The sequence below is a fragment of the Streptomyces sp. MZ04 genome, from assembly GCF_004684775.1.
Lineage (GTDB): Bacteria > Actinomycetota > Actinomycetes > Streptomycetales > Streptomycetaceae > Streptomyces.
Window position 1 is genome coordinate 1 of sequence record NZ_SRIC01000128.1, and the last position, 22069, is coordinate 22069.

General features: G+C 69.7%; 20 protein-coding genes and 1 pseudogene. 12 read left to right on the forward strand and 9 right to left on the reverse strand.

The features are described from left to right. Nucleotides 1–144 precede the first annotated feature (144 nt). A complete protein-coding gene (locus E2651_RS24450; protein WP_135333361.1) occupies nt 145–645 on the forward strand; it encodes a hypothetical protein in 501 nt (166 codons plus the stop codon). A 498-nt stretch (nt 646–1143) separates the two neighbouring features. On the opposite strand, the gene E2651_RS24460 is transcribed toward E2651_RS24450, so the two are convergent. Then, nucleotides 1144–1599 carry a carboxymuconolactone decarboxylase family protein gene (locus E2651_RS24460; RefSeq protein WP_209446228.1) on the reverse strand — a complete coding sequence of 152 codons (456 nt, stop codon included), beginning with the start codon at nt 1597–1599 and terminating at the stop codon, nt 1144–1146. A 66-nt stretch (nt 1600–1665) separates the two neighbouring features. On the opposite strand from E2651_RS24460, the gene E2651_RS24465 reads away from it, so the two are divergent. The 4 genes and pseudogenes from E2651_RS24465 to E2651_RS24480 all read left to right on the forward strand — a co-directional run bounded on the left by E2651_RS24465 (nt 1666) and on the right by E2651_RS24480 (nt 4377). Then, nucleotides 1666–2238, forward strand: a complete 573-nt coding sequence (locus tag E2651_RS24465) for a MarR family winged helix-turn-helix transcriptional regulator (RefSeq protein ID WP_135333364.1) — start codon at nt 1666–1668, stop codon at nt 2236–2238. An 80-nt stretch (nt 2239–2318) separates the two neighbouring features. Next, nucleotides 2319–2906 (forward strand): Uma2 family endonuclease, encoded by a 588-nt coding sequence (locus E2651_RS24470; RefSeq protein WP_135333365.1) that lies wholly within the window; start codon nt 2319–2321, stop codon nt 2904–2906. Nucleotides 2907–2939: 33 nt separating this feature from the next. After that, nucleotides 2940–3327 (forward strand): annotated as a pseudogene (locus tag E2651_RS24475) (Uma2 family endonuclease). A gap of 57 nt (nt 3328–3384) precedes the next feature. Continuing rightward, on the forward strand, nt 3385–4377 hold the full coding sequence (locus E2651_RS24480; RefSeq protein ID WP_135333366.1) for an aldo/keto reductase: 993 nt from the start codon (nt 3385–3387) through the stop codon (nt 4375–4377). A 175-nt stretch (nt 4378–4552) separates the two neighbouring features. Here E2651_RS24480 and thpR read toward each other — a convergent pair whose 3' ends face one another. From thpR to E2651_RS24495, 3 genes are all read right to left on the reverse strand, one after another. After that, nucleotides 4553–5122, reverse strand: coding sequence for an RNA 2',3'-cyclic phosphodiesterase (gene thpR, locus E2651_RS24485; RefSeq protein ID WP_135333367.1), 570 nt, complete (start codon nt 5120–5122; stop codon nt 4553–4555). Nucleotides 5123–5245: 123 nt separating this feature from the next. Beyond that, nucleotides 5246–6493, reverse strand: coding sequence for a HAMP domain-containing sensor histidine kinase (locus E2651_RS24490; RefSeq protein WP_135333368.1), 1248 nt, complete (start codon nt 6491–6493; stop codon nt 5246–5248). Continuing rightward, nucleotides 6490–7146, reverse strand: coding sequence for a response regulator transcription factor (locus E2651_RS24495; RefSeq protein ID WP_135333369.1), 657 nt, complete (start codon nt 7144–7146; stop codon nt 6490–6492). Before E2651_RS24495 ends, E2651_RS24490 begins: the two co-directional genes overlap by 4 nt. Before the next feature lie 127 nt (nt 7147–7273). Between E2651_RS24495 and E2651_RS24500 the strand changes: the two genes are divergently transcribed. From E2651_RS24500 to E2651_RS24515, 4 genes are read left to right on the forward strand one after another with little or no spacing between them, the layout of a single operon-like run. Further along, nucleotides 7274–7861: a hypothetical protein gene (locus tag E2651_RS24500; protein WP_135333370.1), complete on the forward strand. Its 588-nt coding sequence runs from the start codon at nt 7274–7276 to the stop codon at nt 7859–7861. After that, nucleotides 7858–9000 carry a peptidoglycan-binding protein gene (locus tag E2651_RS24505; RefSeq protein ID WP_135333371.1) on the forward strand — a complete coding sequence of 381 codons (1143 nt, stop codon included), beginning with the start codon at nt 7858–7860 and terminating at the stop codon, nt 8998–9000. The genes E2651_RS24500 and E2651_RS24505 overlap by 4 nt, the downstream gene beginning before the upstream one ends. Next, on the forward strand, nt 8997–9701 hold the full coding sequence (locus tag E2651_RS24510; RefSeq protein ID WP_135333372.1) for an ABC transporter ATP-binding protein: 705 nt from the start codon (nt 8997–8999) through the stop codon (nt 9699–9701). The genes E2651_RS24505 and E2651_RS24510 overlap by 4 nt, the downstream gene beginning before the upstream one ends. Further along, nucleotides 9698–10900, forward strand: a complete 1203-nt coding sequence (locus E2651_RS24515; RefSeq protein WP_245239159.1) for an ABC transporter permease — start codon at nt 9698–9700, stop codon at nt 10898–10900. The genes E2651_RS24510 and E2651_RS24515 overlap by 4 nt, the downstream gene beginning before the upstream one ends. 231 nt (nt 10901–11131) lie before the next feature. On the opposite strand, the gene E2651_RS24520 is transcribed toward E2651_RS24515, so the two are convergent. Next, on the reverse strand, nt 11132–12472 hold the full coding sequence (locus tag E2651_RS24520) for an MFS transporter (RefSeq protein WP_135333373.1): 1341 nt from the start codon (nt 12470–12472) through the stop codon (nt 11132–11134). A gap of 71 nt (nt 12473–12543) precedes the next feature. Beyond that, nucleotides 12544–12981 carry a MarR family transcriptional regulator gene (locus E2651_RS24525; protein ID WP_135333374.1) on the reverse strand — a complete coding sequence of 146 codons (438 nt, stop codon included), beginning with the start codon at nt 12979–12981 and terminating at the stop codon, nt 12544–12546. Nucleotides 12982–13124: 143 nt separating this feature from the next. Here E2651_RS24525 and E2651_RS24530 point away from each other — a divergent pair, with 143 nt between their 5' ends. After that, a complete protein-coding gene (locus tag E2651_RS24530) occupies nt 13125–13307 on the forward strand; it encodes a ribbon-helix-helix protein, CopG family (protein WP_135333375.1) in 183 nt (60 codons plus the stop codon). Between the two features lie 12 nt (nt 13308–13319). Here the strand turns inward: E2651_RS24530 and E2651_RS24535 are convergent, their stop codons facing one another. Beyond that, nucleotides 13320–14768 (reverse strand): NCS2 family permease, encoded by a 1449-nt coding sequence (locus tag E2651_RS24535; protein WP_135333376.1) that lies wholly within the window; start codon nt 14766–14768, stop codon nt 13320–13322. A gap of 224 nt (nt 14769–14992) precedes the next feature. On the opposite strand from E2651_RS24535, the gene E2651_RS24540 reads away from it, so the two are divergent. Both E2651_RS24540 and E2651_RS24545 read left to right on the forward strand, forming a co-directional pair. Next, nucleotides 14993–15277, forward strand: a complete 285-nt coding sequence (locus E2651_RS24540; protein WP_135333377.1) for a DUF2530 domain-containing protein — start codon at nt 14993–14995, stop codon at nt 15275–15277. Between the two features lie 105 nt (nt 15278–15382). Then, the gene (locus tag E2651_RS24545; RefSeq protein ID WP_135333378.1) at nt 15383–17785 is read left to right on the forward strand and encodes an HAD-IC family P-type ATPase; all 2403 of its coding nucleotides are present in this window, start codon (nt 15383–15385) and stop codon (nt 17783–17785) included. A gap of 9 nt (nt 17786–17794) precedes the next feature. On the opposite strand, the gene E2651_RS24550 is transcribed toward E2651_RS24545, so the two are convergent. Both E2651_RS24550 and E2651_RS24555 read right to left on the reverse strand, forming a co-directional pair. Beyond that, nucleotides 17795–18613 (reverse strand): calcium-binding protein, encoded by an 819-nt coding sequence (locus E2651_RS24550; RefSeq protein ID WP_135333379.1) that lies wholly within the window; start codon nt 18611–18613, stop codon nt 17795–17797. Nucleotides 18614–18838: 225 nt separating this feature from the next. Beyond that, complete coding sequence (locus E2651_RS24555) at nt 18839–21982, reverse strand: molecular chaperone Hsp90 (RefSeq protein WP_135333380.1); 3144 nt, start codon at nt 21980–21982, stop codon at nt 18839–18841. Between the last annotated feature and the right edge of the window lie 87 nt (nt 21983–22069).

The following is a 22069-nucleotide window of genomic DNA, read 5'->3' on the forward strand; positions in this document are numbered from 1 at the left end:
GGAGCGGGCGGGGCGGCGAGGGCTGATGGAGGCGGTGCTGCGGCGGGTGACGTATCGAGGGTGTGGCGGGGCCGCAAAGCCGGACAGCGATGCCCCTCTTACGGGCGATGGCGCATGCGCTACTTTCGAAGTACTTTCAAAGTTATGAGACACGAGAATGCAGCCGTTCACGCCTCCACGACTGCCGTGAACTTCTCCGAGCTGGTGAACAAGAACAAGCAGACCATCGCCCGGCTCAAGGAGTCACCGCGGCTCCTTCTGCACCGCAGGGACGGCGAGGACCTGATCCTCACGACGGCGGCGCGGGCGGAGCAGGACCAGACCGTGGTGTCGGCGGCGACGCGGATGCTGGCCGCGATGGCTCGACGGGAGCCCGGCAGCATGGAACTCCTCCTCGACATACTGCCGGACGCGTTCCCCTGGGTCCGCTTCCTTCCGGAGCCGGACGTCCACGCCTTCGCCGTCGAGCTGGTCGACACGATGCGGGCGGCCGACTCCCTGGCCAACAACTCGTCGGTGGCCCAGCTCCTCATCGCGTGGCAGCACACGGCTGAGGTGCACTCGGACCCCGAGCTGCTGGCAGCGCTGACCAGGGACCACAACGCGGACTACGGTTCGGCGCGGGACCCCGAGGAAGCCGGGTGACGGCGGGCCGAGGTGACCGGGCCGCTCCACCGGCGCCGCTGGGCCAATGGGACGTCCGATTCGCCGACGCGGCTTCGGCGAAAGGGTGGGAGAGCCTGTGCCAGCAGGCCCGCGGGAACACGTACCGAGCCTGGATCAGCATGCGCACTGACCCGAGACCAGCCACCGAGACGCCTCGCCACCACCGGCTCAAAGGCACGTTGGCCCATGGAACACACCGTGCGCAGACCTGTGAGCAGTGGCAGATCGAGGTGACCGGGGGCGGGCGCATCTGGTACCTCATCGACACCGCACACGAGACCTGCTGGATCACGTACGCGAGTACGGCGCATCCGAAGGCGACGGATCGTCGGTAGCTGCAGACTTCCGCACTGACTGACCAGGCAACGACACGGAAGTTGAGGTGAGGGCTACCGTTCCTGGGCCATCGCAGCAACCCGATCTTGGACCAAGTCCAGCCACAGCAGCGGCAACGGCGAATGCCCAGAAACAGCCCCCTCACACCGCCCGCATCAGCCGATTCGCCAGCGTCGACATCGTGTACGTACCGATGCCGAGGACGACCTCCAGCGCGTTCCGCTCCGTGTAGCCGTGGGACAGGAACATCTTCAGCCGCTCATCCTCCACGCCACCCGCAGTCGCAAGCACCTCCAGCGTGAACTGCCGTACCGCCTCCAGCCGTTCGTCCTCCAGGGGACGCCCCTCCCGCAGCGCGGCAATCAGCCCCGTCTCCGCGCCCAGCTTGCGCAGCTTGCCCGTGTGCATGGTCACGCAGATGTGGCAGTCGTTGCGTACGGCCACGGTCATGATGACGACCTCGCGGGCGACCGGGTCCAGCGTCGCGCCCTCGAACGCCGCGCTCAACTCCAGGAAGCCGTTGAGGAGTTCGGGCGACTCCGCCATGCGCGCCACCGCGCTCGGCGTCTTGCCGAAGGCCGCCGCCGTGCGCTCCATCGCGGCACGGGACTCGGCCGGTGCGGTTTCCACAGTGTGTTCAGCGAACAAGAGGTACCCCTTACGATGGACAACGTGGTTGACGATAAGAAGAAGGTAAACCAGGTTGTCGAATATCACAAGGGTGATCCCTCGGAGGGCCCGGACGACCCGGAGAATCCGGAGAACCCTGAGAGCGACGGGCGGGGCTACGAGCTGCCCCTGCTCCTCTTCGCCGGGTTCCGCACCCTCATCGACCGGCTGCACGCCGAGCTCGCCCGGCAGGGACACCCGGACGTCCGCCCGGCCCACGGCTTCGCCATGCAGGCCATCGGGGTGCGGGGCGCCAGCGTCAGTGAGGTCGGGCGGCGGCTCGGCGTGTCCAAGCAGGCCGCCGGAAAGACGATCGACCGGCTCATTGCCCTCACCTACGCGGAACGCACCGACGACCCCGCCGACGCCCGCCGCAAGCTGGTCCGGCTGACCCCGCACGGCATCGACGCGCTCGCTCGTTCAGCGGCGATCTTCGAGGAGTTGCACGCGGGGTGGGCGCGGCAGTTGGGCAGGCGGCGCCTCCGCGAGATGGAGGACGATCTGCGCACCGTCGTCCCGCCGAAGGCGTTCCGGCTCGACGCGGCGGGGTGGATGGGCGGCTCGTGACGGACGTGACCTTGGCTCCGTGCGTATCGTTGTACTGCGCGGCTGTACTCGATCGAGGGCGGCCGGGGAGGAGCGCCACGATGACCGTCGTAGAGACCGACAGGATCGCCATGGCCGACGACAACGCCAAGAGCTTGGACGCGTGGTTCGAGCTGATCGAGCGGATGGTCCCCGAGGGAATCAAGGCAGAGGTTGTCGAGGGGGCTGTCTCGATGGTGCCGCAGCGGAATGTGCACTGGCAGATCATCCGGAGGATCCTCTACGCGCTGGACGACAAGTTCAGCCGGGATGTGCTGGCGATGACGGACGTACGCATCGACTTCCCCGGCTACCAGAACGGCTTCTGCCCGGACATGGCGAAGTTCCGCGACGGAGCGGAGGCGGACGAAGAAGGGCGCTGGCGCTACGAGGACGTGGAGTTCATCGCCGAGGTCATCTCCCGAGGCACTGGGCTGAACGACTATGGCCCGAAGAAGGCCACCTATGCCGAAGCCGGTGTCCCCATCTACCTCATCGCCGATCCGTACCAGGGCCGGTGCCACGTCTACACCAACCCCAAGAACGGCGACTACCTCACGGTGTCGAGGTCCGACTTCGGCGACGAGATTGACCTGACCGGAACCATCGTCGACCTCACCCTCAAGACCGACGACTTCCCCCGCGACTGACGAGCCGAGGGCCGGCTGGGCGGCTCGTGACCGATGACCGTCGTAGAGACCGGCAGGATCGAGATGGCTGAGATCAGCGACAGGCTCACCTTGGACATGATGTTCGAGTGGCTTGAGAGGATGCCCGTCCCCGAGGGAATCAAGACCGAGATCGTCGGGGGGCACATCTTCATGTGGCCACAGCGGGACACCCACTGGGCCATCACCTTCGGCATCCTGACCCAACTCAGCCGCGTATGCCGAAGCCGGAGTTCCCGGCTACCTCATCGTCGACCCGTACCAAGGCCGGTGCCTGCTCTACACCGACCCAAAGGACGGCGAGTACGACACCGACCGGAAGCTCGTATTCGGCGACATGGTGGACCTCACTCACACCACCGTCGGTCTCACCCTCAGAACTGACGAGTTCCCCCGCGACTGACCGGCCCCCGCCTGCCCCCTTGCGTCGAGCGCACTCCAAGTCGTTGGCTAAGCAGTCATGAAGTACACGCAGCTGGGACGCACGGGACTGAAGGTCAGCCGGCTCACGCTCGGGACCATGAACTTCGGGCCGCAGACCAACGAGGCCGACAGCCACACGATCATGGACGCCGCGCTCGGCGCGGGCATCAACTACTTCGACACCGCCAATGTCTACGGTCAGACCGCCGGCAAGGGCCGCACCGAGGAGATCATCGGCACCTGGTTCGCGGAGGGCGGTGAGCGGCGCGACAAGGTCGTGCTCGCCACCAAGCTGTACGGGAGCATGGCCGTCCACGGAGAAGCACCGTGGCCCAATCACGACAAGCTCTCCGCCCTCAATATCCGCCGGTCGGTCGAGGCCTCGCTGCGGCGGCTGCAGACCGACTACATCGATATTTACCAGTTCCATCACATCGACCGCCGGACTCCCTTCGAGGAGATCTGGCAGGCCGTCGACGTACTCGTGCAGCAGGGGAAGATCCTTTACGCCGGGTCCTCCAACTTCCCCGGCTACAAGATCGCCCAGGCCAATGAGGTGGCCGCCCGGCGCGGCAGTTACGGACTCGTCAGCGAGCAGTGCCTCTACAACCTCGCCGAGCGCAGCGCCGAGATGGAGGTCATCCCGGCCGCCCAGGACTACGGCGTGGGGATTATTCCGTGGTCGCCGCTGCACGGCGGGCTGCTTGGCGGCGTACTGAAGAAGGAGGGCGAGGGCTCGCGGCGCACCGGCGGGCGGGCCGCGGCAGAGCTCGCCAAGCCGGAAGTGCGCGCGCGGGTCGAGGCGTACGAGGAGCTGCTCGACAAGCACGGGCTCGAGCCCGGCGAGGTCGCGCTGGCCTGGCTGCTCACGCGGCCCGGCGTGACCGCGCCGATCGTCGGGCCGCGTACGGCGGAGCAGCTCGCGTCCGCGCTGCGTGCGGTCGAGCTTGAGCTGTCGGAGGAGATTCTCGGCTCGCTGGACGAGATCTTCCCGGGGCCGGGGCCGTCTCCGGAGTCCTTCGCCTGGTAGGGCGGTACGCAGTACCCACGGGTGCGCTGGTAGGGCGGTACGCAGTACCCACGGGTGCGCGGGCGGGCCGCCTGGCTAGCTGCCGAACGCGGCCGCCACCGCCACTACGACGAACATCATCACGAGCACACCGGCCATGATCCGGTTCCTGGTTTTCGGGTCCACGTAGTCGAGGTTAACCGGCGCCGCCGAGCGGCCAGCGCCCGACCACCTCGTAACGGGGGCGTTCCCCCGGCATCCCGCTCTTGGGCAGATTGCTGCGTACGAGGGTCAGCTCGGTCACGGTCCACTCCTCGCCCTGGAACGTGGCGAGGGCCTCGGCGTACGGGGCGAGGGGTGGCTCGCCCTTGCCGCGGGCCAGGGTGAGGTGGGGGCGGTAGTGGCGGTGCTCCTCCATGGTGATGCCGGATTTGCGGGCCGCGGCGTCCGCGCGGGCGGCGAGCAGGCGGAGGGTATCGATGTCGCCTGCGGCGCCGGTCCACAGGGCCCGGTCGCCGAAGTGGCCTCCGGCGTGGAGGGAGAGGGGGAAGGGGGCGGTGCGCTTGGCCGCGCGGGAGAGGCGGTCGGAGAGCTCCGGGACGGTGGCGTCCTCGACCTCCGCCATGAAGGCGAGGGTGAAGTGCCAGTCCTCCGGGGTGGTCCAGCGGAGGGCTCGGGCGCCCGGCAGGGTTTTCAACTTGGCCGCTGCTCGGGCGAGTTCGGCCGCCTGCGCGTCCGGCGGGAGCACCGCCGCGAAAATTCTCATGGTGCGAGTGTGGGCCTCCGGCGGTTCTTTCCCCACTGTATTCATTATTCATTTGCGCGCTCCGCGCGCGGGCGCCCGTTCCCGAAACCGAGCCCGTACCGCGACGGCCCGCGTACCGAGTGACTACGACGGTGGCAGGGTGGCCGTGACGATCAGGCCTCCGCCGCCCCGGGGTTCGGCCTGGACGTCGCCGCCGTGTGCGCGGGCGACGGCGCGGACGATGGACAGGCCGAGACCGGCGCCGGAGGTTCTGACGCGCTCGGCCCCCAGCCGGCGGAAGGGTTCGAACAGGCTCGACACCTGGTATTGGGGCACAACGGGGCCGGTGTTGCTGACCTGGATGCGGGCCGAGCCGTCGGGCGCGGTGCCGCTGCTGACGTGGACCCAGCCACCCTCGGGGACGTTGTAGCGGATCGCGTTCTCGAAGAGGTTCTGGACGAGTCGTTCGAGGAGGACGACGTTTCCGGTGGTCGGTGCCTCCTTCGCCGCGGTGGTGAGACGGATCCCGGCAGGGGCCGGGTGCTCGGCCAGCCGCTCCACCATGTCCGCGAGATCGACGAAGGACCGCTCCTCCACCTCCCGCTCCGAGCGCGCCAGCAACAGCAGCCCGTCGATCAGCCGCTCGTGCCGCGCGTTGATGTCAAGCAGCGTTTCGCCCATCTGCCGCGCGTCCGCCGTGGTGGTGGGACGTTGCAACGCCACTTCGATCAGCGCCCGGTTGAGGCCCAGCGGCGTGCGCAGCTCGTGCGAGGCGTTCGCGATGAACCGTCGCTGTCCGTCGAAGGACTGATCCAGACGCGCCAGCATCACGTCGAAGGCGTCGGCCAGGTTCTTGAGCTCGTCGGCCGGTCCCTTCAGCGCGATCCGCTCGTGCAGCCCCCGGTCCGCGGCCGGGGCCTTGGCGATCCGGGTGGCGGTCTCGGTGATCCGGTGCAAGGGCCGCAGCAGCCGCCCCGCGACCAGCCATGCCAGGCCGGTCGCGGCGAACGCGACGGCTCCCAGGGCGACCCCGCCCTGCGTGAACAGTGCGTCGAGCGCGGCCTCCCGGGAGAGGATGAGGTGCCCGGCCCTGGTGTCCGTGTCACCGCCGGGAACGGGCCGGACCGTACCCGGTTCCGGCGATTCCGTCGTCACCACCGTGCCCGGCGCGGCCACCGGCCCACCGGCCTTGCTGTCCTGCGGCAGCTGCTCGCCGACCAGGAAGTACGTGATGCCCAGGAGCAGCAGACACGCGAGCACCGCGAACCCGCACTGCACGAGCGTGAACCGGGCCCGGATGGACAGACGGGAGGACTTCCGCGTGGACTTCCGCGTGGACTTCCGCGTGGACTTCCGCGTGGACTTCAGCCCGTCGGCTGCCGTGTGGCTCATATGATCCGGTACCCCACTCCCGGGTCCGTCACCACGACCGCCGGATCGCCCAGCTTGCGGCGCAGCTTGTGGATCGTCATCCGCACGGTGTGCGTGAACGGGTCGGTGTTCTCGTCCCACGCCTTCTCCAGGAGCTGCTCGGCCGAGACGGCGGCGCCCTCGGCGCGCAGCAGCTCGGCGAGTACGGCGAACTCCTTGCGGGACAGCAACACGTACCGGCCGTCGCGGTACACCTCGCGCCGGTGCAGGTCCAGCCGGATCCCCGCGCGTAACAGCACCGGCGGCGCGACCTGCCGGGAGCGCCGTCCGAGCGCCACCACCCGTGCCTCCAGCTCGCGGAACGCGAACGGCTTGGCCAGGTAGTCGTCCGCCCCGAGCGCCAGGCCGGCCACGCGGTCGTCGATGTCGGAGGCGGCGGTGAGCATCAGGATGCGGGCGGCCGGTCCGGCGGCCACGAGCTCACGGCACACATCGTCGCCGTGCACGACGGGCAGATCGCGGTCGAGCACGATCACGTCGTACTCATGGACCGAGGCCCTCTCCAGCGCGGCGCCGCCGTCGTACACCACGTCGACGGCGTGTGCGGCTCCCCGCAGCCACTCGGCCACGGAGTCCGCGAACAGGGGTTCGTCCTCCACCACAAGGATGCGCATGGGTTCATCCTCACAAGTGCGGTGTCACTTTTCCGTCATCGTCATCAGTTACGCCCGGATGACGCCCCGCCGACTCCAATGACTTCACCGGCCGGGAGCTGCCCGGCCGCCGGGAGAAGGAGACGACATGCGCGTCAAGACAGCGCTCGCGGTCGGTCTGCTGGTGATGGCGGGAGTGACCGGCTGCGGCAGCGGCGGTGACGACAGCGGCGTGGCGTCGGCGAACGGCGGCTCGTCCAAGCCGTCGAGCAGTTCAGCCGCCAAGGCGGACAAGAAGAGCGACCAGGAGAAGGCCCTGGAGTACGCGAAGTGCATGCGGGAGAACGGCATCCCGGACTTCCAGGACCCGGAGGTCAAGGACGACGGTGCTCAGCTGATGCTGCCCGAGGGCGTGGACCCGCAGAAGGGCAAGGAGGTCTCCGAGAAGTGCAAGCAGTACCTGCCCAGCGGTGGTGAGAAGAAGGGCGTCGAGGACCCCAAGGTCACCGAGCAGCTGAAGAAGCTCGCGGAGTGCATGCGCAAGAACGGCGTGTCCAACTTCCCGGACCCGCAGGCCGGTGGCGGCGGCGTGGTCGTCGATGAGGACCAGACGGGCATGAGCCCGGACGACCCGAAGTTCAAGAAGGCCCAGAAGGCGTGCGCCGCGCACCAGCCGGGCGGCGCGATGAACCTGAACCCGAGTCAGGGTGGCGGCCCCGGCGGGAGCAAGGGATGAGCGGCGCGACCAAGAAGCGGCGTCGCGCCGCCGGCCGGGCGGCACTGGTCGGGGCCGCCGTGCTGGCCGTCGGGGCCGGGGTGGTCGCCGCCACCGGGATCGGGTTTTCGTCCGGCGACAAGGCGAAGGCGCCACACAGCACCCTCCCGCCGGCGACCGTGAAGGTGACCGAGCGGACGCTCCTCGATACGCAGACCGAGAGCGGCAAGCTGAGCTACGGCGACTCGACGACCCTGGTGGGAAAGCTGTCCGGCACCGTGACATCGCTGCCGACCCCCGGTTCCACCATCAGAAAAGGCCAGGAGCTCTACCGGGTCGACAACACTCCCGTCGTCCTCATGTACGGCAAGCTGCCGACGTACCGCGCACTGACGGTCGGCACCGAGGGCGCCGACGTCAAGCAGTTCGAACGGAACCTCTGGGACCTCGGCTACCGGGGATTCACCGTGGACAACGAGTACACCGAGGCCACCGCCACCGCGGTCAAGAAGTGGCAGAAGGCGATCGGACTCCCGGAGTCCGCCCGGACCGGCACCGTCGACCTGGGACACGTCGCGTACGTTCTGGACGCCGTGCGGGTGGACACCGTCACGGCCTCCCTGGGCGATGCGGCCAAGCCGGGCGACGCCGTGCTCACCCACACCGGCACAGTACGCGGTGCCACCGTCGAGCTCGCGGTCTCCGACGTGCGCCTCGCCGTCAAGGGCGCCGCGGTGACCGTCAAGCTCCCCGACGGCAAGACGGTGAAGGGGAAGATCACCGACACCCGGAGCAAGGTCAGCGACAGCGACAGCGGAAACGGAAGTGGCTCAGGCTCCGGGAACGGCTCCGGCGGCGACGACTCGTCGAGCAGCGAGACGAAGATCCTGGTCACCATCGCCTTCGCCGGCAAGAAGGCGGTCTCCGGCTTCGACCAGGCAACGGTCGACATCGGTTTCACGGCCTCGAAGCGCGAGAACGTGCTGACCGTCCCGGTGTCCGCGCTGCTCACGCTCGCCGAGGGCGGCTACGGAGTCGAGGTCGTCGACGGCAGGACCACCCGCACCGTCGCCGTGAAGACCGGCCTGTTCGCGAACGGCCGGGTCGAGATCAGCGGCGACGGCGTGTCCGAGGGCATGAAGGTCGGAGTGCCCGCATGAGTACGAGCGCCTTCGCGGACCCCGAAGTGATCACCCGGACGAACGCCGTCGTCGAGCTGGAGAGCGTCACCAAGGAGTACCCGGGCGGAGTCAAGGCCGTACGCGGGGTCTCGATGGAGGTCGGCTACGGCGAACTGGTCGCCATCGTGGGCCCGTCCGGCTCCGGCAAGTCCACGATGCTGAACCTGATCGGCACCCTGGACCGCCCCTCGGCCGGCACGGTGCGCGTCGACGGCCACGACATCGCCGCCCTGTCCGACCGCGAACTGTCGGCGCTGCGCGCCCACCGCATCGGGTTCGTGTTCCAGCAGTTCCACCTGGCGCCGGGCGAGACCGCACTGGACAACGTCGCCGACGGGCTGCTCTACACGGGCATGGCGATGAGGGAACGCCGGCGCCGGGCGGAGGAGGCGCTGCTCCGCGTCGGTCTCGACGACCGGCTCGACCACCTCCCGCACGAGCTGTCCGGCGGGCAGGGCCAGCGCGTCGCCATCGCCCGCGCGGTGGCGGGCCGGCCGGCGCTCCTGCTCGCCGACGAGCCCACCGGAAACCTGGACTCGGCCTCCGGGGCGGCGGTCATGGAACTGCTCCATGACCTGCACGACGCCGGCACCACGGTCCTGGTCATCACCCACGACCGGGACATCGCCGCCGCACTGCCCCGGCAGATCACGATGCGCGACGGAGAGGTGGTGAAGTGAGCGCGTCACTCTCCCCCGCCCGCCTGCGGCTGCGGGACGTCCTGCGAGTCGGCAGCGCAGGTCTGCGTACTCGGCCCCTGCGGGTGTTCATGTCCGCGCTCGGCATCGCGATCGGCATCTCCGCGATGATCGCGGTGGTCGGTATCTCCTCGTCCAGCCGCGCCGATCTCGACCGGCAGCTCGCCGCACTCGGCACCAACATGCTCACCGTGGCACCCGGCAGCACCATGACCGGGGGCGACGCGAAGCTGCCCACCGAGTCGGTGGCGATGATCTCGCGCATCGGCCCCGTGGAGAAGGTCGCGGCGACCGGCAAGGTCTCCTCGGCCAAGGTCTACCGCAACGACAAGATCCCGTCGGGGGAGTCGGGCGGCATCTCGGTGCTGGCGGCCGACCTGAAGCTCCCTTCGACCGTGGGTACCACGATGGCCCACGGGATCTGGTTCAACAAGGCGACGGAGAAGTACCCGGCCGTCGTACTGGGCTCCTCGGCCGCCAAGCGCCTCGGCATCGCGGCGGCGGGCGTGGACGTCCAGGTCTACCTCGGCAGCAAGTGGTTCACCGTCGTCGGCATCCTCGACCCCGTGCCGTTGGCCCCCGAGCTGGACGGTGCCGTGCTGGTCGGCTGGTCGGCCGCCCAGACGTACCTCGGCTTCGACACGCACCCGACGACCGTGTACACGCGGACCGAGGACAGCGCCGTCGAGGCGGTCCGCTCGGTGCTCCCCGGGACCACCAATCCGCAGGCGCCGAGCGAGGTCAAGGTCTCGCGCCCGTCGGACGCCCTGGCCGCCCGCGAGGCCACCGACCAGGCGCTGACCGGGCTGCTCCTCGGCCTGGGCGGCGTGTCCCTGCTCGTCGGCGGCGTCGGAGTCGCCAACACCATGGTGATCACCGTCCTGGAACGCCGCGGGGAGATCGGCCTGCGCCGTTCCCTCGGCGCGACCCGCGGCCAGATCCGACTTCAGTTCCTCGCCGAGTCACTGCTCCTTTCGGCACTCGGCGGCATCGGCGGCGTCGTGGTCGGCATCGCGGTCACCACCGGGTACGCCGCCGCGCAGGGCTACGCCGCCATCGTCCCGCCGTGGGCGACCGCCGGCGGTGTGACATCGACCTTGCTCATCGGAGGCATGGCAGGCCTGTACCCGGCAATCCGCGCTTCCCGCCTGGCCCCGACGGAGGCTCTCGCGATGCCGTGACCCCGCCACGCAAGACAACGAAGCAGGCCCAGGTCTCTGACCTGGGCCTGCTTGCGAGAGCGGGTGACGGGAATCGAACTCGCGCTCTGAGCTCGGGAATCTCCCTGCTCCGGTCGACTGCTACGCGAGGCCTTCGTCTGCTACGCGAGGCCTTCGTCGAGGGCGACGGCACCTGGCCGGGCCAGGTCCTGGCCCGGCGCGTGCAGGACACCGAAGACACCGGAGAACGGGCTACGCCGCCGTCGCCAACTGCTCACGCGGCACGAACTGCACATGCTGCTGCCCCCGCCGCAGATCCAGCTTCAGGCGAAGGTTCGCCGCGCGCGCCAGCATCAAGCCCACGCCCACCGCCGCGAGTGCGCAGATGAGGCCGCCGACGGCCATGCTGACGCGGACTCCGTACGCGTCGGCGAGCCAGCCGAAGAGGGGGCCGCCCAGCGGCGTACCACCGGTGAAGACCATCATGAAGAGGGACATGACACGGCCCCGCATCTCCGGGTCCGTGGCCATCTGGACCGAGGAGTTGGCGGTGACGTTCACCGTCAGACCGAGGATGCCCATCGGGACGATCAGCGCGACGAACATCCACAGCTCGGGCGCGAACGCCCCCACCATCTGCAGCACGCCGAAGGCGATCGCCGCCCCGGCGAGCACCCGGAGCCGTGAGGTGCCACGGCGGGCGGCGAGCAGCGCGCCCACCAGCGAGCCGATCGCCATCAGGGTGTTGAAGAGCCCGTACATCCCCACGCCACCGTGGAAGATGTCGTCCGCGAACGCGCTCAGCCAGATCGGGAAGTTGAACCCGAACGTGCCGACGAAGCCGACGAGGACGATCGGCCAGATCAGCTCGGGGTGCTTGGAGACGTAGTTCAGGCCTTCCCGCAGCTGCCCCTTGCCGCGCGGCTTGCGCGGCGTGGGGTGGAGCTCACTCGTACGCATCAGGAGCAGACCCGTCAGCGGCGCGAGGAAGGACAGGCCGTTGGCGAGGAACGCCCAGCCGGGGCCGACGGCCGCCGTCAGGCCGCTCGCCACGGCGGGGCCGACGAGCCGCGCCGACTGGAAGTTCGCCGAGTTGAGGGAGACCGCGTTGCGGACCTGGTCCGGGCCCACCATCTCGGAGACGAAGGACTGCCGGGTCGGGTTGTCGACGACCGTGACGAGGCCGGTGAAGAAGGCCGCCAGGTAGACGTGCCAGACCTGGACGTTGCCGCTGAGCGTGAGCGCGGCGAGGAAGAGGCCGCTGATGCTCATCGCACCCTGGGTGCAGAAGAGCAGCTTCCGCTTGGCGAACCGGTCGGCGATGACGCCGCCGTACAGGCCGAAGAGCAGCATCGGCAGGAACTGCATCGCGGTGGTGATGCCCACGGCCGCGGACGATCCGGTGAGGCTCAGGACCAGCCAGTCCTGGGTGATGCGGGCCATCCAGGTACCGGTGTTGGAGACAACGGCGCCGGAGGCGAACAGCCGGTAGTTGCGGATCTTCAGCGAGCTGAACATCGACGACTTACCGGCCGGGGTCTTGTCGAGGGCGGTTGGTGCGGGGGCGGAGTCTGCTCCGGATCCCGTACTCAAAGTGCGTTCGCCTCCTTGGCGTACGTGACAGGGGTTCCTGCCGGACAACAAGCGACAGGGGTTCCTGTCGACTACAGGTGTGCCAGCTTCTCCAGGACCGGAGCCGCGGCACGCAGCCGCGCCCACTCGTCCTCGTCCAGGTGCTCCGCCAGGCCGGCGAGCCAGGCGTTCCGCTTGCGGCGGCTCTCCTCGAGCATCGCCTCGGCGGTCTCCGTCTGGGTCACCACCTTCTGGCGGCGGTCCTCGGGGTGCGGCTGGAGCCGGACGAGACCCTTGGCTTCGAGCAGCGCCACGATGCGGGTCATCGACGGCGGCTGCACATGTTCCTTGCGGGCCAGCTCACCGGGGGTGGCGTGGCCGCAGCGGGCGAGGGTGCCGAGCACCGACATTTCGGTGGGGCTCAGCGATTCGTCGACCCGCTGGTGCTTGAGTCGACGGGACAGGCGCATCACGGCGGAGCGCAGTGAGTTCACGGCGGCGGCGTCGTCACCCTGGGAGAGGTCCGGCATGTTCGTTAGAGTAACTCATTACTCTACCTAAAGACCACTCGGTTCCCGTGTCTGAGTACGCAGAACCTTTTCGTCACCCATATGAGTGAGGTGACTTCGGAAAGTGAGACGCGCGCGGCGGGGCGGCGGCGACCCTGTCACGCATGGGATCGACAGTACTCAGCCTGCGGATAGACGGTGAGCTGCTCGACCGGCTCAAGCAGCACGCCGCCAAAAGAGGAATGAGCGTCCAGGACTATGTGGTCCGGACGCTCATCCGTGATGACTTCGACGAGCGGTTCGCTACGTCCGTCGAGGAGACAGAGAAGTTCTACGGGGCCGCGTGAGCGTCGGGGCCCTTACGTGAGACCCAGAGCCGGCATCAGGTAGTAGAAGGCGAACACCGCCGACACGACGTACATCGCGACCGGCACCTCCCGGCCGCGGCCCGAGGCGAGGCGCAGCACGGTGAAGGTGATGAAACCGACGCCGATGCCGTTCGTGATCGAGTACGTGAACGGCATCATCGTCATCGTCAGGAACGCCGGGATCGCGATGGTGAAGTCGCTCCAGTCGATCTGCCCGACGGAGCCGGACATGATCAGGAAGCCGACCGCGAGCAGCGCGGGCGTGGCCGCCTGGGACGGCACCATCGTCGCGATGGGCGTGAGGAAGAGCGCGACCGTGAAGAGGCCGCCGGTGACGATGTTGGCGAAGCCCGTACGCGCGCCCTCGCCGACGCCCGCGGTGGACTCCACGAAGCAGGTGGTCGCCGATGAGGACGAGGCGCCGCCGGCCGCGACGGCGATGCCGTCGACGAACAGGATCTTGTTCATGCCGGGCACATTGCCCTTGGAGTCGGTCAGCTTGGCCTCGTCGCTGACGCCCATGATCGTGCCCATGGCGTCGAAGAAGGTCGACAGCAGCACCGTGAAGACGAAGAGGATGCCGGTGAGCATGCCGACCTTGCCGAAGCCGCCGAACAGGCTGATCTGACCGACGAGACCGAAGTCCGGGCTCGCGACGGGATTGCCGGGCCACTTGGGCGCCGTCAGACCCCAGGAGGGGACCGTCGCGACGGCGTCGATGATCATCGCGGTGATCGTCATGGCGACGATGCTGATGAGGATCGCGCCGGGCACCTTGCGGACGAGCAGGGAGAGCGTGAGCAGCGCGCCGAGTACGAAGACGAGAACCGGCCAGCCGGTGAGGTGGCCGTCGCCGCCGAGCTGCAGCGGGACCGTGGTGTGCGCGGCGTCCGGGACGCGCGAGACGAAGCCGGAGTCGACGAGGCCGATCAGCATGATGAAAAGGCCGATGCCGATCGCGATGCCCTTGCGCAGGCCCAGCGGCACGGCGTTCATCACGCGCTCGCGCAGGCCGGTCGCGACGAGCAGCATCACGACGAAGCCCGCGAGGACGACCATGCCCATCGCGTCGGGCCACGACATGCGGGGCGCGAGCTGGAGGGCGACGACGGTGTTCACGCCGAGACCGGCGGCGAGCGCGATCGGGACGTTGCCGATGACGCCCATGAGCAGCGTGGTGAAGGCGGCGACCAGGACCGTCGCGGTGACGAGCTGGCCGTTGTCGAGCTGGTTCCCGTACATGTCCTTCGCGCTGCCCAGGATGATCGGGTTCAGCACGATGATGTAGGCCATCGCGAAGAAGGTGGCGAAGCCGCCGCGGACTTCCCTGGCCGGCGTGGAGCCCCGCTCCGTGATCTTGAAGTAGCCGTCGAGGCCGCCTTGCGGGGGCTTCGGCGGCTCATTGCTGGCGTCGACCGGGGCGGTGGCCGAGGAAGGCATGCGGGACCTCGTGAGCTCAGGGAAGGGAAAGATCGTTAAGCGGCGACCTCGAGGTCAACATTAAGATCGAATTGTTTCTTCGTACGAAAGCAATCGGCCATTAACGAACCGTTTCAGTATGAATACATGAGACCGAATTCGCTATCTCCGCGCGTAGACCCTTGAGCCACAAGGCCTGCTCGCCCCGGGGCGGGGTGCGCCCAGCACTCTCGTAAGCTGTGCCCATGGCGAAGTGGACCCCCAAGCACGAGGCACCGGAGCCCCTGGAGGGGCCCGTCGTCGCCACCATCACCGGCGGCACGATCCTCTGGTTCGTCCTCTTCCTGGTCCAGCTGCCGTTCTATGGCTGGTTCGACGACCGCGACGCGACCTGGTGGGTGTGGACCTGCCTCGCCGGGGCCGGCCTCGGCCTGATCGGCATCTGGTACGTCCGTGGCCGTGACGCCGCGCTCAAGCGAGCCGCCGAGGATTCAGCGCGCAAGGCGGCCGAGGCAGGGGCTTCGGAGTAGCTCGGAGCAGTCCGTACGACCACGGGACCGTTCGCGTCCTACCGTGGTCGGATCTTTCCGCCACTCAAGGGGTGAACGCCCCTTCCCGCCCTTACCGTCGAGGGCATGACGCATATCGACGCGGGCGCCGAGCTCGACCCGGTCCACCCGGTGGCTCCGGCCACCGGACGCGCGGCGGGGCTGACGGCCGCCGAGGTCGCCGAGCGGGTCGCACGCGGCGAGGTCAATGACGTACCGATCCGCAGCAGTCGCTCCCTGGGCGAGATCGTCCGGGCGAACGTCTTCACCCGGTTCAACGCGATCATCGGCGTGCTCTGGGTGATCATGCTCGGCGTCGCGCCGATCCAGGACAGCCTCTTCGGCTTCGTCATCATCGCCAACACCGGCATCGGCATCATCCAGGAGCTGCGCGCCAAGAAGACCCTGGACGGACTCGCGGTCATCGGCGAGGCCAAGCCGACCGTGCGGCGCGACGGCGTGGCCGCCGAGATCTCCACCTCCCAGATCGTCCTCGGCGATCTGGTGGAGCTCGGCCCCGGCGACAAGATCGTGGTCGACGGCGAGGCGGTCGAGACCGACAGCCTCGAGGTCGACGAGTCGCTCCTGACCGGTGAGGCCGACCCGGTCATCAAGAAGCCCGGCGACCGGATGATGTCGGGCTCGTTCGTGGTCGCGGGCGGCGGCGCGTTCACCGCGACGAAGGTCGGCCGTGAGGCGTACGCGGCTCAGCTCGCCGAGGAGGCCTCGCGCTTCACGCTCGTCCACTCCGAGCTGCGCAGCGGCATCTCCACGATCCTCAAGTACGTGACGTGGCTGATGGTGCCGACCTCGATCGGGCTCATCATCAGCCAGCTCGTCGTCAAGGACGACAACTTCAAGGAGTCCATCGCCTACACCGTGGGCGGCATCGTCCCGATGATCCCCGAGGGGCTCGTGCTCCTCACCTCGGTCGCCTTCGCGATCGGTGTCATCCGGCTCGGCCGCCAGCAGTGCCTGGTGCAGGAGCTGCCCGCCATCGAGGGCCTGGCCCGCGTCGACACGGTCTGCCTGGACAAGACCGGCACCCTCACCGAGGGCGGCATGGACGTCACCGAGGTGCGCTCGCTGAACGGCGCGGACGAGAGTTACGTACGCAAGGTCCTCGGCGCCCTCGGCGAATCCGACCCGCGCCCCAACGCCTCGCTCCAGGCGATCATCGACGCCTACCCCGACGCGGAGGAGTGGCGCTGCACCGAGTCGCTGCCCTTCTCCTCGGCCCGCAAGTACAGCGGCGCCTCCTTCAGCGAGGGCGACGGCGACAACTCGACGTGGCTGCTCGGCGCCCCCGATGTGCTGCTGCCCTCCGACGACCCCTCGCTCGCCGAGATCGAGGGCCTCAACCAGCAGGGCCTGCGGGTGCTCCTGCTCGCCCGCGCCGCCGGTGAGCTGGACGACCCGGACGTCGCCGCCGGGGCCCGCGCCACCGCCCTGGTCGTCCTGGAGCAGCGCCTTCGCCCGGACGCCGGCGACACCCTGCGCTACTTCGAGGAGCAGGACGTCGCGGCCAAGGTCATCTCCGGCGACAACGCGGTCTCGGTGAGCGCGGTCGCGGGCAAGCTCGGGCTGCCGGGCGCGGAGAACACCGTCGACGCGCGGCACCTGCCCGCCGAACAGGGCGAGATGGCCGAGGCCCTGGACGCCAACTCCGTCTTCGGCCGGGTCACCCCGCAGCAGAAGCGCGACATGGTCGGCGCCCTCCAGTCGCGCGGCCACACGGTCGCGATGACGGGCGACGGCGTCAACGACGTACTCGCCCTGAAGGACGCGGACATCGGTGTCTCGATGGGCTCGGGCTCGGAGGCGACGCGGGCGGTCGCCCAGATCGTGCTCCTCAACAACAGCTTCGCGACGCTGCCCTCGGTGGTCGCCGAGGGCCGCCGGGTCATCGGCAACATCACGCGCGTCGCGACGCTGTTCCTGGTCAAGACCGTCTACTCGGTGATCATCGCGCTGCTGGTGGTCTGCTCACAGGTCGAGTACCTGTTCCTGCCGAGGCACCTCACCCTGCTCTCGACGCTCACCATCGGCGTCCCGGCCTTCTTCCTCGCGCTCGCCCCCAACAAGGAGCGCGCGAGGCCGCACTTCGTGCGCAGGGTCATGCGGTACGCGATCCCGGGCGGTGTCGTCGCGGGCGTCGCGACCTTCGGCACGTATCTGCTCGCCCGGCACTACTACGAGGGCGCGGGCGCGCGGGAAGCCGAGACCAGCGCGGCCACGCTGGCGCTGTTCCTGATCGCCATGTGGGTGCTCGCGATCATCGCCCGTCCGTACACGTGGTGGCGGATCGGGCTGATCGGCGCGATGGGTCTCGGCTTCCTGCTGGTGCTCACCGTCCCCTGGCTCCAGGACTTCTTCCAACTGAAGCTGGTGGGTACGACGATGCCGTGGGCGGCGGTCGCGATCGCGGCGGTGGCCTCACTGATCATCGAGGTCGTCTACCGCTGGGTCGGCCGCCGCTTTCCGGCGTGACGCTGCTGACTACTGGACGTCCACGAAGTCGCTGGTCGACGTGGTGGCCGGGGTCGTGGACGTACCGGCGAAGACGTAGCGGTAGTAGCCGTCCGCGGAGGCCGTCACGGTCGTCTTCAGGGCGCCACTGGCGCCGGACGTGATCGTCTTCAGCGTGGTGTAGGAGGTCGCGCCCTTCTTCTTGTACTGGAGCTTCACGGACTGGTTGGTGTAGCCCGCGTACTTGAAGGTGTCCCAGTTGGCGCGGGTCAGGGCGCCGGTGACCGTGAGGGTCTTGCCCTTCTTGACCGGCTCCGGGGAGGCGTTGGTGGTGAGACGGGAGTTGCGCTGGATGTTGGCGTCGGACGCGTACGACTCGCCCTCGGCCGAGTCGCCGTCGTTCGCGCCGATGGCGGCGTAGACCTTCCAGCCCGACCCGGCCAGACCGTTGTAGAGGCCCGTCTGCGGGTCCGCGATCACCGTGACGGAGCAGGTCGAGGTGGTGGCGTCGACGACCTTGCAGGTGCCGTCGAAGTCGTCCGGGGCCAGGACACCGTCGGCGGTGTCGATGCTGCCGCCGTGGTAGAGGAAGGCGCTGCCGCCCGCGATGCCTTCCGGGTCGGTGGCGGTGACGGCGACGGTGAACTGCACCTTGTTGGTGGTGCCGACGACGACGTTCTTGCCGCCGTTGACGGAGACCTTCGTGATCTCGGTGTCGCCGACGTTCGCACCCTGCGCGGCTATGCGAGGGGCGGACGACGGGCCGTCCACGGCCTGAGCGGCCGGAACGGCGAGTGCGGACAGAGCCAGGGTGCCGGTCAGTGCGGCCACGGTGGCACGGATGCGCATGTGTTTCCCCAGTTGGAGAAGGGGCCCCGCGGTGCTTCGACAGCGGTCACGCGGGGCCCAAGTGATCTAGGAGTCTGTTGACTCGGAAGAGGAGACCTTCCAGGGGGACGGAGGGTTGTACGGGAAGTGAAGGTTTTGTGACCGGGATCTGGGCGCCGGATTCTTGTCTGCGGGTGCGTCGTGGCTGGTCGCGCAGTTCCCCGCGCCCCTGCGGGGGCCCCCGCGTCAATCGAACCAGCGGTCCCTCTCAAGCTCCTCCGTTCGCGACGGGTCCTCAAGGAGCGCCGCCACCTCGAACCGCCGCGGCCACTGCCCCGCTGCCCAGGCGAGCCCCGCGGCCACACCCTCCAGCGTCGCGGCATGGATCGTGCCGTCCGGCGTACGACGCCAGTCCAGCTCCACGCCGCCCGCGATCAGCTCGTCGTGCTCGATGTACGTCTCCGGGGTCGCGGGACCCAGCAGGATCCGCACCGGCTCCGGCACCGGATGCTCGGCACCCTCCCCCGCGGGCTCCACCGCCGCCGTCTCGCTCAGCCGCCGTACCTGGAACAGCTCGGCCAGGTCCGCCGCCTTGCGGGGCTGCACGGGAAGCAGCGCCACGCCGTCGGCCACCGGCAGCAGATCGGGGGCGTCCGCGACCACCGCGTCCGCCACGTCCACCACGACGACCTCGCCGTCCAGCACGGCCCGCACCTCGTCCGGCAGCGTGACCTGCTCCGGGTCGAGGTCCGCCAAGGCGCCGTACAGGGCGTGCAGTTGGGCCGCCGAAACGGTCCTCTCCGGGTCCGCGAGCCGGTCGAGCAGCTCGGCGGCGCCGCCCGGCTCCTCCAGGAGGGCGGCGACCGATGTGCGTACGCCGAGGGCGCGAAGCACCTGCTCGTCGTCGAAACCGGAGGCGTCGGCGGCGTCGTAGAGACCTTCGAGCAGCGGGTCGCCGCCCGAGGCCCGAAGCCCTGCGGGACGGCGGCCGCCGAGCACGGGGTTCCCGCGCAGCCACCACGCCGTGTACGACCGCACGGTCTCCGTCGTGCCGTCCGGGAGCAGGATCCGCAGCGGCTGCGTCAGCGCGTCCCGCAGCGGCGGGCGCGAGAGCAGGGCGAGCGCCTGCGGCCAGCGGTCCTCGTCGACCAGATCGAGATCCCGTACGGCGACGATCTCCGTCGCCACGGGCGGCACCGGGGTGTCCGGCAGCCGGTCGAGCACGTCCTCGCACCACACGTCGACGGCGTCGAGAAGACCGGCGTCGTCGGTCTCGGCGAAGTCCCCTTCGCGCGGCTCCAGTTCATCCGGATCGAGTACGACGTCCGTGGCGCGGACGAGGGCGAACGTGGCCAGCACGCCGCACGCGGCCAGCGGCTGCTCGCCCCAGCGGTCGGCGAGATCGGCGTCCACCATGGCGAGTTCGTCCTCGCGCATGATCTCGGCGAACGGGCTGCCGGGCAGCACGAGTTCACCGGCTGGCGCCGGTTCGCCGTCCTCGTCGGGCAGCGCGAGCGCGCCGAGCCAGGGCTCGTCACCGGGCTCGAGACTGGCCCCACGGACGAGTCCGAGCACGACATCCGCGAGCTCCTCGGCGTCGAGGGCGTCCTCGTCCCAGGTGTCGTCGTCGAGGGAGGCGGCGACGGCGGCTCGGACCTGCGGGGTGGTCAGGACGGCGCGGGGCGTGGCGGGCAGCGCGCCGAGCTTCTCCAGGAGGGGGTGGACGGCGTCGGGGTGCGCGACCTTCAGGCCGAGGCGGGCGAGGGAGGCGGGGTCGGTGTCCTGGTTTTCGTCGCTGGGGACGGGGAGCAGGACCTGGCGGGGGCCGATGGTCGTACGCCCGTCGGCGAGCGGCACGGGAAGCCCGGTCAGCCGGTCCGGATCGACGCCGGCGAGGGCGTCGTAAAGCCGCCGCCACCAGTCCGGCTCTTTTTCGAGTCCTGCCAGGCGGTCGATCGCCTCGGTCAGCGGGACCCGGGCGACACCGAGGGTGCGCAGCTCGGCGCGGCGTTCGAGCCCGGCGGGCAGCAGGCTGGGAAGGACGTCGGCGAGGACGCGTACGGTCTCGGCGCCCGCGCCCTCCACGACTTCCGCGTCACGGGGCCGCAGCGCGACGGGAACCTGCCACTCGGGGACGTCCGGGTCCTCCTGCGGTACGGGCTCCACGGCGGGCGGCAGGAAGGCGGTGCGGGGCAGCCGGTCGAGAATGGCCTGCCGGAGCCCGCCGTCGAGCTCGCTCTTGCCGAGCGGCCCGGGAACGAGGCCGATGATCTCCTCCCCCACGGGCCGCCATCCCGCGAGGAGTTCGGCGTACGCGTCGGCCGCCCGCTGCACGAGGAAGTCGGTGAGGGGACCGGGAGCCGCATGCCGCCGGGTCGTGTCGAGCGGGAACGAGGCAATGAGGAGGGCAGGCACCCCGAGCGGCTCGTCGCTCGGGGTCGGCGCGTGCAGGACGGGGGCGCTGCGGGGCGGCAGCGGGGCGCCGTCGCGGCCGGTGGGAACGGCCCAGGTCACGGACCAGTGGGGCCGCAGCCGCTCTTCGACGGGCCGGTCGGCGAGCAGCTCCTGCTCGAGGGGCCCTTGCCGACTGACGGTGCGCCAGCGAGTCGTACCGGCACGGCTGTCGGAGATGTCCACGTGATCGGGTGCGGCGGTACGCCGGAGAACGCGCGGCTCGGCATCCCCGACCTGCACGACGACTTCTTCGAGTCCGGGAAGGGCGAGGAGCAGCGCGTCGTCGATCCCCTCCAGCAGCCGGGTGACGAGATCCTCGGCGGCGGCGTCGCGCAGGGGGAGGATGACGACGGTGTCGTACCCGTCGGGGGCGGTGCCTTCGGCGGCGAGCGGCAGCCGCAGCAGCGGTAGGTGCCCGTCCCGGCGCCGGATCTCATCCCCGAGCCCCGGGCTGAACCGGGCGGTTTCGGCGGCGAGTTCGCGGGCCTCGCCGAGGGACCAGCGGACACCGCCGGTACGGCCCACGAGGGCGGGTTCGTCGGAGACGGCGAGCACGGCGGCGAAGCCGACGCCGAACCGCCCGACGGCGGTCTCCTCGTGCCCCTCCCGCTTGGCGGAGGCGCGGAGGGTGGAGAGGGACTCGACTCCGGCGGCGTCGAGGGGGGCGCCGTTGTTGGCGGCGGCGAGTACGCCGTCCCGGAGGGTGAGGGCGAGGCGGCCTCGCGTTCCGGCCCGTGCCGCCGCGTCGGCGGCATTCTGCGCCAGCTCCACTACGAGCCGGTCCCGGTACCCGCCGAGGGCGAGGTCCTCCTCGGCGTTGGCATCCTCGCGGAACCTCGCCGGGCTGGCCGCCCAGGCGTCCAGGACTCCCCGTCGGAGCCGAGCCGTGCCGAACGGGTCAGTCCCCTCGGCCGCCGGCCGCACGGTCTTGCTCACGGTGTCGTCTCCCTACGATTGGTTCGCGGGCCGAACGGTACCGCGTCCGTCTCTTATACCCATCTCCCAGCCCACGAGACGCTCATG

Excerpts from the sequence above, each read along its gene's own strand:
- E2651_RS24550 (WP_135333379.1), bottom strand. The coding sequence starts at position 18,613 with ATGCGCATCCGTGCCACCGTGGCCGCACTGACCGGCACCCTGGCTCTG.
- E2651_RS24540 (WP_135333377.1), top strand. The coding sequence starts at position 14,993 with ATGGCGAAGTGGACCCCCAAGCACGAGGCACCGGAGCCCCTGGAGGGG.
- E2651_RS24495 (WP_135333369.1), bottom strand. The coding sequence starts at position 7,146 with ATGCGCATCCTTGTGGTGGAGGACGAACCCCTGTTCGCGGACTCCGTG.
- E2651_RS24545 (WP_135333378.1), top strand. The coding sequence starts at position 15,383 with ATGACGCATATCGACGCGGGCGCCGAGCTCGACCCGGTCCACCCGGTG.
- E2651_RS24450 (WP_135333361.1), top strand. The coding sequence starts at position 145 with ATGAGACACGAGAATGCAGCCGTTCACGCCTCCACGACTGCCGTGAAC.
- E2651_RS24490 (WP_135333368.1), bottom strand. The coding sequence starts at position 6,493 with ATGAGCCACACGGCAGCCGACGGGCTGAAGTCCACGCGGAAGTCCACG.
- E2651_RS24500 (WP_135333370.1), top strand. The coding sequence starts at position 7,274 with ATGCGCGTCAAGACAGCGCTCGCGGTCGGTCTGCTGGTGATGGCGGGA.
- thpR (WP_135333367.1), bottom strand. The coding sequence starts at position 5,122 with ATGAGAATTTTCGCGGCGGTGCTCCCGCCGGACGCGCAGGCGGCCGAA.
- E2651_RS24530 (WP_135333375.1), top strand. The coding sequence starts at position 13,125 with ATGGGATCGACAGTACTCAGCCTGCGGATAGACGGTGAGCTGCTCGAC.
- E2651_RS24480 (WP_135333366.1), top strand. The coding sequence starts at position 3,385 with ATGAAGTACACGCAGCTGGGACGCACGGGACTGAAGGTCAGCCGGCTC.
- E2651_RS24465 (WP_135333364.1), top strand. The coding sequence starts at position 1,666 with ATGGACAACGTGGTTGACGATAAGAAGAAGGTAAACCAGGTTGTCGAA.
- E2651_RS24510 (WP_135333372.1), top strand. The coding sequence starts at position 8,997 with ATGAGTACGAGCGCCTTCGCGGACCCCGAAGTGATCACCCGGACGAAC.
- E2651_RS24535 (WP_135333376.1), bottom strand. The coding sequence starts at position 14,768 with ATGCCTTCCTCGGCCACCGCCCCGGTCGACGCCAGCAATGAGCCGCCG.
- E2651_RS24525 (WP_135333374.1), bottom strand. The coding sequence starts at position 12,981 with ATGCCGGACCTCTCCCAGGGTGACGACGCCGCCGCCGTGAACTCACTG.
- E2651_RS24505 (WP_135333371.1), top strand. The coding sequence starts at position 7,858 with ATGAGCGGCGCGACCAAGAAGCGGCGTCGCGCCGCCGGCCGGGCGGCA.
- E2651_RS24470 (WP_135333365.1), top strand. The coding sequence starts at position 2,319 with ATGACCGTCGTAGAGACCGACAGGATCGCCATGGCCGACGACAACGCC.
- E2651_RS24460 (WP_209446228.1), bottom strand. The coding sequence starts at position 1,599 with ATGGAGCGCACGGCGGCGGCCTTCGGCAAGACGCCGAGCGCGGTGGCG.